Below are 7,244 nucleotides of genomic sequence, written 5' to 3'. Positions count from 1 at the left end.
CCTGTTTTACGAATGAGAGTACCCTCTATGCACAGGCGGCCTGACCCCAAGCGCCACACAGCACCATCCGTCAACTATTAAATACCTTTGTTAATATTTCGCATTGCCTAATCAGGAATGCGGATCTCTGCTGTGTGCGCTCAAGAGTTGCGCTTTTCCATAGATATATGTCCTATGCGGCCCGCTCCCGGCGCGTGCATGATGAAAGAAGCTTCCTAAAGACATGCGCGGGGGCGCGGGCGCAGAGCCTTCATTCCCTCGCTCATGGAGAAGAAGCGCGCACACGCCAACATCGAGGAGAAAGAAGATGCACATGCAGCGACGTCAGGTTATCGGGGCCGCCATAGGCGGGGCATTTGCCGCGGCGCTTGCGCCTCAGGGAGCGGCCCGTGCCGCAGAGGCGCCTCTTGCCGAAAAATTCGTGAAGCCGACGGCGGATAAGCCGCTCCTTGCCTGCTTCAACGAAAATCCCCTCGGGCTTTCCATGGAAGCCCGCGCGGCGGTCGCTAAGTCCGCTGCCGTCTGCAACCGGTATCCCTTTGCGCGCGCCGAGGCGCTTCGCAAAGCCTGCGCCGATTTCGTGGGCGGCAAGCCCGAAGAGATCGTTCTCTCCCAGGGCTCGGCCGAGGCCATTCGCGCTTCCGTTGAATCCTATGCCCATGAACCGGGCGCAACGCTCATCATTCCGGAACTCACCTACAGCGACGGCGAGATGGCCGCAAAGAGGAACGGCATGCCGGTCGTCAAGGTGAAGATGGGTAAGAACTGGTCGATCGATATTCCGGCCATGCGTGCGGCGGCAGCGGAAGCCGCGAAGAAGGGCATGGCGGTCGTCTACTTCGTGAATCCCAACAATCCCACCTCGACCATCGCCGACACGAATCAGCTTTTCGACTGGATCCGCTCGCAGCCGAAGAACACGGTCTTCCTCATGGACGAAGCCTACGGCGAATTCGTGGTCGACCCCAACTGGAAGTCGACGATCGAACTCGTCAATGCGGGTGCGAAGAACGTCATTGTTCTGAAGACCTTCTCGAAGATCTTCGGCATGGCCGGTCTCCGTCTGGGCTTTGCCTATACGGCGTCCCCCGAGCTCCATAAGCGCGTGCACGACCACATTGCCTACGATTTCTTCATGAATACGCCGGCGATTGAAGCGGCGCTCGCGGAAATCGGCGACCTCGGATTCCTGCGCCTTTCGAATTCGGAAAATAAGGAAGCACGCAAGATCATGGAGGACCTCTTCAAGGAACTCAACCTTGAATATCTCCCGAGCCAGACGAACTTCTGCTTCTTCAATCTCAAGGGCCCGCTCGAGCCCTTCGCGAAGGCGATGAAGGCCGAGAACATTCTGGTCGGCCGCCCCTTCCCGCCCGCCCTCACGTGGTGCCGCATCTCCTACGTGCGTCCTCAGGAGATGCAGTATGTGGCCGACGTGATGAGAGGCCTTAGGAAGAAAGGCGTCATCTGACCGGGAAGCGGAGTTCCTGCCGGAAAAAAGAATGACTTTTTCCGGCCGCTCCGCCCCGCGGCCTGAACGCTAATATTTCAAAAAACATTCCCCGAACCCGGCTGAGCTCATGGAAAAGCTTCCGCCGGGTTCTCTTTTGCGAGATTGATCCAACATGCCCTGGCCCGCTTTTGACCCCCTTGACTATCTTCATTCCTCCCGCCGCACGGTGGTCTATGCCGCGAACGGCATGACCTGCGCGGGGAACCCCACCGCTGCCTCGATCGGCCTTCAGATTCTCCTGAAGGGCGGGAATGCCGTCGATGCTGCCGTCGCGATGGCGGCGGCGATGCCGCTCGTGGAGCCCACCGGCAACGGTCTCGGGTCCGACGCCTTCGTGATGGTCTGGAAGGACGGAAAGCTCTACGGCCTCAACGGCTCCGGCCCGTCGCCCGCCAGCGCGACGCTTGAAGGTATGAAGGAGCGCGGCCTCACGGAAGTCCCGGCCTACGGCTCGCTTTCGTCGGACGTTCCGGGGTGCGTCGCTGCATGGAGCGCCGTGCATAAGCGCTTCGGAAGCCTCTCCTTCAAGGACGTGCTCGCGCCCGCGATCCGCTATGCCGCGGAAGGCTTTGTGGTGTCGCCCACCGTGGCGCTCCTCTGGGAGCGCGCCTTCCGGCTCTATTCCGGCATGAAGGCGGATCCTCAGTACGCGCCCTGGTTAGAGACTTTCGCGCCGGAGGGCAGGGCTCCCCGGGCGGGCGAAATCTTCCGCTCTCCCGATATGGCAAAGACCCTCCTGCGCATTGCTGAAACAGAGGGCGAAGCCTTCTACCGGGGCGAAATTGCTGAGGCCATCGGGCGATTCTACGAAGACCATCAGGGGTTCCTGAGGGCGAGCGATCTCGCCGCCTACAAGCCCGAATGGGTTGATCCGATCAGCATCAACTACAAGGGCTACGACGTCTGGGAGATGCCTCCCAACGGCCACGGCATTACGGTGCTGATGGCGCTCAGAATCCTCGCCGGAATGAAGCTGGGTGCACCCCTTACGGCCGAAACCATGCATCAGCAGATCGAGGCGATGAAGCTCGCCATGGCCGATACCGCGATGCATGTGACGGAGCCTTCCGCCATGCGGGTCACGACGGACGACCTTCTTTCGGAAGACTATGCCGCGTCGCGCCGGGCGCTCATCGGCGAAAAGGCAATGCTCCCGAAGGCTGGCGACCCGCGCGGAAGTTCTACCGTCTACTTTGCCGCCGCCGACCGGGACGGCATGATGGTGTCCTTCATTCAGAGCAACTACCGCGGCTTCGGCTCCGGGATCGTCATCCCGGGAACGGGCATTTCGATGAATGACCGCGCGAACAACTTTACGCTTGACCCCGGGCACGTCAACTGCCTCGCAGGATCGAAGCGCCCCTACCACACGATCATCCCCGGGTTCCTCACGAAGAACGGCGAGGCGGTCGGCCCCTTCGGCGTCATGGGCGGCTTCATGCAGCCTCAGGCCCATGTGCAGGTGGTGGAGAACCTGATCGACTGGCACCTCAATCCCCAGCAGGCGCTCGACGCTCCCCGCTGGCAGTGGGTGGGCGGAAAGCGCGTTGAGCTTGAAGCCGACATGCCGCAGGCGGAAATCCTGAAGCTCGCGCGCATGGGTCACGAGGTGAGCATCAAGGCCGACATGACGCTCATGGGACGCGGGCAGATGATTCTCAGAAATCGCGACGGCGTTCTCTGCGGCGCGACCGAAAAGCGCACCGACGGCCAGGTGATGTGCTTTTAAGAAAAAGGGAGCGTCTTTCCTAGAAAGACGCTCCCTGGATGCGTTGAACAGCTGTTCCGGGCGCGGGTCCGGAACAATGACTGCGATTACTTGGTCGAGAGGATGTGCTTCACAGCCATGAGGCCGGAGGTCACAGCGAAGGACGAGGCCGTGCCTTCGCCCACCTTCAGGTCGTAGGAGTCGCCGTACATGCCGCCCGCGTCATGACCGATGGCATAGAGGCCCGGGATGACGTGATCGTTCTTGTCGAGAACCTGGAGGTCGGCATTCACCTTGACGCCGTTGAGGCTCGTGAGGGTATTGAGCTTGCCGCGGACCACGTAGAAGGGACCTTCAGAGACGGCGCGGAGGTAGTAGGGGTCCTTGCCGAACTGTTCGTCCTTGCCTTCCTTCGCATACTTCGTCATCGCGTCGGCCGAGGCCTTCAGGATCTTCGGATCCATGCCGGCCTTCTTGGCGACTTCCTCGATGGTGCTGCCGATGAAGACATTGCCCTTCTTTTCGTTTTCAAGAAGGAGGGCTTCAAGCTGCGTGGCGGCCTGATGGCGCTGGATGAAGTTGCCGCAGGGGTTGGGATAGCCCTTGCCCTTCGTCGAGAAGTCGCGGACCGTCGCGGCATCGAAGACGATGTAGGTCCATTCGCCCGTGCGGGCAATGGCGTTCGAGGCGGTGGGCCAGTCGATCGTGAGCTCTTCATTGAAGAAGCGGTTGCCCGTGCCGTCGACGTAGAGGAGGCCCTGGCGGAACATCGCGCGCAGTTCCTTGTTGGCGCCGTTGCAGATCGCCTCGCCCTCGGCAGGCATGAAGGCGCCGTTGATCATCATGGGACCGATGTTGTCGCCCACGGCGCCAACCTGCATCGCCATGTTGATGCCGTCGCCCGTGCGGCCCGGAGCACCCACCGGAATCATGTCGATGCCGGTCATTTCCTTCACCATCGGGACGTTGAAGTTGTAGCCGCCGGTGGCGAGAATGACGTTCTTCGCGCGGACCGTGACCTTTTCGCCCGAACCGTTCTTGGCTTCGACGCCCACCACCTTGCCGTTTTCAACGATGAGCTTCTCGGCCGGGGTGGAAAGGAGGAGCTGGCCGCCCTTTTCCTTGAAGATCTTCACCATCGTGGAGGGAAGCGCACCGGCCTTCGGATAGATGTGCCACGTGAGGACGTCGTTGTTGCGCCAGGCGGTCTTCACTTCCTTCCAGTGCACGCCGTGATCCCAGACCCACTGAACCATGTCGGCGGAATTGTCGACGAAGGCCTTCATGAGGGGGGCATTCACGCGCCAGTGATGGTAGGCGGCCATGCGGTTGAAGGCTTCGGTCTTCGTGAGCTTCACGCCCTTTTCCTTCTGCATGAAGCTTTCCGCAGCGAAGGAGCCTTCCATGAAGTTGCCCGCGCCGCCCGCAAAGGCGTTCTTTTCAAGCATGATGGTCTTGAGGCCGCCTTCAACGGCTTCAACAGCGGCAACCGTGCCGCCGGCACCGGCGCCCACGACGACGAGGTCGGCCGTGAGGTTCTGGTCGGCCCAGGCGGGAAGCGTCATTGCAGCGGCAACGGCAAAGGCGAGGGTTTTGAGCTTGGCCATGGAAATTTCTCCTTTTTCTCTAGGCGTTGCAAATGGGGTGCGTCCTTTGGAAGGACTCCTTTCGATGGAATTGAATTTGCCCGAGCAGAGGACTTCCTGTCAGTCTCCTTTGACACCCGTCTCATTTGATACCGCTACTCTTTGCAAATCGAAAGGAGGAAAGTAGAATTTAAAAACACATAAATATCAAAGCAGAGCGATATGGCGTATTCGACTCAATGGCTTAATGTCGTGCGGCGGCCCCGCATGAGGTTATGAAAATTACCAGCTGGTTCGGCTGAGCCTCTGATGCCCTGGATTACGCCTCCTGTCCCTCCCGAGCTCGAGGCGCTTTTTCGCGCCGAGGGACAGGTGAGGCAGTTGAATGGCGGCGAATACGTCTACACGCCCCGGATGCCCCTCTCGCTCATGTCTCTCATCACGCAGGGAGTGGCAGGCAGAACCTTCGGGAGCATGTACAGCCAGTCGAAGCAGGGCATGGCCCTGGCTGTGGCGCATCGGATCTGCGGCGGGAACCATACCTTCCACTCCGGGCGGCCGGGAAACGGCAGGTATTTCGCCGTGACGCCCCTCGAGGTGATCACGCTCCCCAATGCCCGGATCAAGGAGCGGATGGGAGAGTGCCAAACCCTGCGGCAGGCCGTTGAGGTGCAGCTCGAATGCTGCATTCAGTCGGACCGCATCGGGCTTGCGGCCAATTCGGTGCTCCCCGTGCAGGACAGGGTCCGGCTCTATTTTCTTTCCTGGGCATTCGCCTACGGCGAGCTCGAAATGAGATCCGGCGCCGAGTGGGTGCGGCTTGAGGCCGTGCTGCCTCAAACCCAGGTGCAGCGCGTCACGAGTTCGAGCCTCATCCAGGTGAAGCGCTGCTATGCGGAATTGAAGGCTGCGGGAGACCTTGAAAGCGATGGAAGCACAGTCTTCATCCGCGCTTCGGCTCTGGACGGCGTCTGGGCCTGGCTATGTTCGAGCGAGGAAATTACGTGCGACTATGCGCGCCCGAAGGACTGGCGCGGGTTTCTCCAGAATTGATGCGTCAAAGAAAACGGGCCTCTCCGAAGTACCGGAGAAGCCCGTTCTGAAGCTTTCAGGTTCAGCGCGGCCGCTTAATTTGCCTCTGCGGAGGATTCTGATTCCTCCCCGTAGAGGTCCTTATTCACCATCGCCGCCACGCAGCTGTCAGACCAGACGTTGAGCGTGGTCTCAACCGCGTCGATCACGGCGTAGAAGGGCAGAATGACGCCCATCAGGAGAATGGGCACATTCATGCTCGCGAGAAGCGAGGCGGAGAGGAAGAAGCATCCCATCGGGACGCCGGCGTTGCCGACGGCGGCAATCGTCGAAATCAGCACCCAGGCGGCAATCGTGCCGAACGTGATGTCGGCGCCTGCGTTCTGCATGAGATAGACGACGGTAAGCAGGATGAAGGCCGCGCACCCGTTCATGTTGATGGTCGTGCAGATGGGAAGCACGAAGCGCGAGACGGGACGGCGAATGCCGAGGCGGTTCTCGGCGCTAGCCATCGTGACGGGAAGCGTGCCCGCGGAGGACTTGGAGAAGAAGGCGACGGTAAGCGCCGGCACCATGGCGCGGACAACCTTGATGGGGTTGAGGCCGCGGGCAAGAAGCACGAGCGGGAGGACAACCGCCATCTGGATTACGTTGGCGCCGAGCACCACCATGAAGTAGGTACCGAGGCCGCCCAATTCAATGCCCGAAGAGAGATCCGAGGCAAGCACGGAGGTGAAGCCGAAGATGCCGATGGGGAGCGCCTTGATCACCCAGGAAACGATCTTGAAGAGCACTTCCTGGAGTCCCGCAAAGAAGGCAAGGAGCACTTCCTGCGAACGTGATGCGGGAATCCGGGCGATCGCAATGCCGACCGCGGCGGAGATGAGGAGAACCGAGAGAACATTGGCCGAAAGGAAGGGCGCGAGGATGTTGTCCGGAATCACCGATTCAACGTACTTGAGGTAGCCTTCGCCGCCGGCGTTCGCAACGGAGGAGAGCGGCGCCGCAGCGGAAGCCGCCACGGAGACGTTCTCGGGCGTGAAGAGCTCGTAGAGGAGCGCTGCAAGCGCCGCGGCAAGAATCGTCGTGAAGAGCGTGTAGAAGATTGTGTGGCGGAAGATCTTCCCGGAATTCCCTGAGCGCGAGATGCCGGCAAGCGTCGAAATGATCGACACCGCAATGATCGGCACCGAGACGAATTTGAAGATGCGGATGAAGAGGGTCGAAATGAAGTCGGCGCTCGTGCGTCCGAGTTCAGACCCCCAGAGGCCGTTCGCAACGCCGAGAAGGATGGCGGCAACATAAAGGATGAGAAGCGTCCAGCCGCTCGAACGCGCTGAGGCGTTCTCCGGGGCTTCGACGGCTTCTTTTGGATTTTGGGTTTCCATGGTCGGGTGTCCTTGTT

The 7,244-nt window shown here is 60.6% G+C and carries 5 protein-coding genes; 3 read left to right on the top strand and 2 right to left on the bottom strand.

Going from position 1 to position 7,244, the window contains the following annotated elements; translation table 11 throughout:
* The first annotated feature begins 313 nt into the window (after positions 1-313).
* Together GBM95_RS05135 and GBM95_RS05130 are read left to right on the top strand one after the other, a co-directional pair.
* The gene (locus GBM95_RS05135; protein ID WP_226963165.1) at positions 314-1,471 is read left to right on the top strand and encodes a pyridoxal phosphate-dependent aminotransferase; all 1,158 of its coding nucleotides are present in this window, start codon (positions 314-316) and stop codon (positions 1,469-1,471) included.
* A gap of 154 nt (positions 1,472-1,625) precedes the next feature.
* A complete protein-coding gene (locus GBM95_RS05130; protein WP_152158107.1) occupies positions 1,626-3,242 on the top strand; it encodes a gamma-glutamyltransferase family protein in 1,617 nt (538 codons plus the stop codon).
* Positions 3,243-3,328: 86 nt separating this feature from the next.
* Here the strand turns inward: GBM95_RS05130 and GBM95_RS05125 are convergent, their stop codons facing one another.
* Positions 3,329-4,828 (bottom strand): FAD-dependent oxidoreductase, encoded by a 1,500-nt coding sequence (locus tag GBM95_RS05125; RefSeq protein ID WP_152158106.1) that lies wholly within the window; start codon positions 4,826-4,828, stop codon positions 3,329-3,331.
* 288 nt (positions 4,829-5,116) lie between these two features.
* On the opposite strand from GBM95_RS05125, the gene GBM95_RS05120 reads away from it, so the two are divergent.
* Entirely contained in the window at positions 5,117-5,860 is a 744-nt protein-coding gene (locus tag GBM95_RS05120) for a cyclic nucleotide-binding domain-containing protein (protein WP_152158105.1), read from the top strand.
* 74 nt (positions 5,861-5,934) lie between these two features.
* On the opposite strand, the gene GBM95_RS05115 is transcribed toward GBM95_RS05120, so the two are convergent.
* On the bottom strand, positions 5,935-7,227 hold the full coding sequence (locus GBM95_RS05115; protein WP_152158104.1) for a dicarboxylate/amino acid:cation symporter: 1,293 nt from the start codon (positions 7,225-7,227) through the stop codon (positions 5,935-5,937).
* Positions 7,228-7,244 lie beyond the last annotated feature (17 nt).

Source organism: Sutterella seckii, assembly GCF_009183815.1.
Lineage (GTDB): Bacteria > Pseudomonadota > Gammaproteobacteria > Burkholderiales > Burkholderiaceae_F > Sutterella > Sutterella seckii.
Note: the sequence above shows the minus strand (reverse complement) of the source record. Positions and strands in the feature narration are given on the sequence as shown.

Bases quoted from the DNA above. Each gene is read 5' to 3' on its own strand.
- GBM95_RS05135 (WP_226963165.1), top strand. From the start codon at position 314: ATGCAGCGACGTCAGGTTATCGGGGCCGCCATAGGCGGGGCATTTGCC.
- GBM95_RS05130 (WP_152158107.1), top strand. From the start codon at position 1,626: ATGCCCTGGCCCGCTTTTGACCCCCTTGACTATCTTCATTCCTCCCGC.
- GBM95_RS05125 (WP_152158106.1), bottom strand. From the start codon at position 4,828: ATGGCCAAGCTCAAAACCCTCGCCTTTGCCGTTGCCGCTGCAATGACG.
- GBM95_RS05120 (WP_152158105.1), top strand. From the start codon at position 5,117: ATGCCCTGGATTACGCCTCCTGTCCCTCCCGAGCTCGAGGCGCTTTTT.
- GBM95_RS05115 (WP_152158104.1), bottom strand. From the start codon at position 7,227: ATGGAAACCCAAAATCCAAAAGAAGCCGTCGAAGCCCCGGAGAACGCC.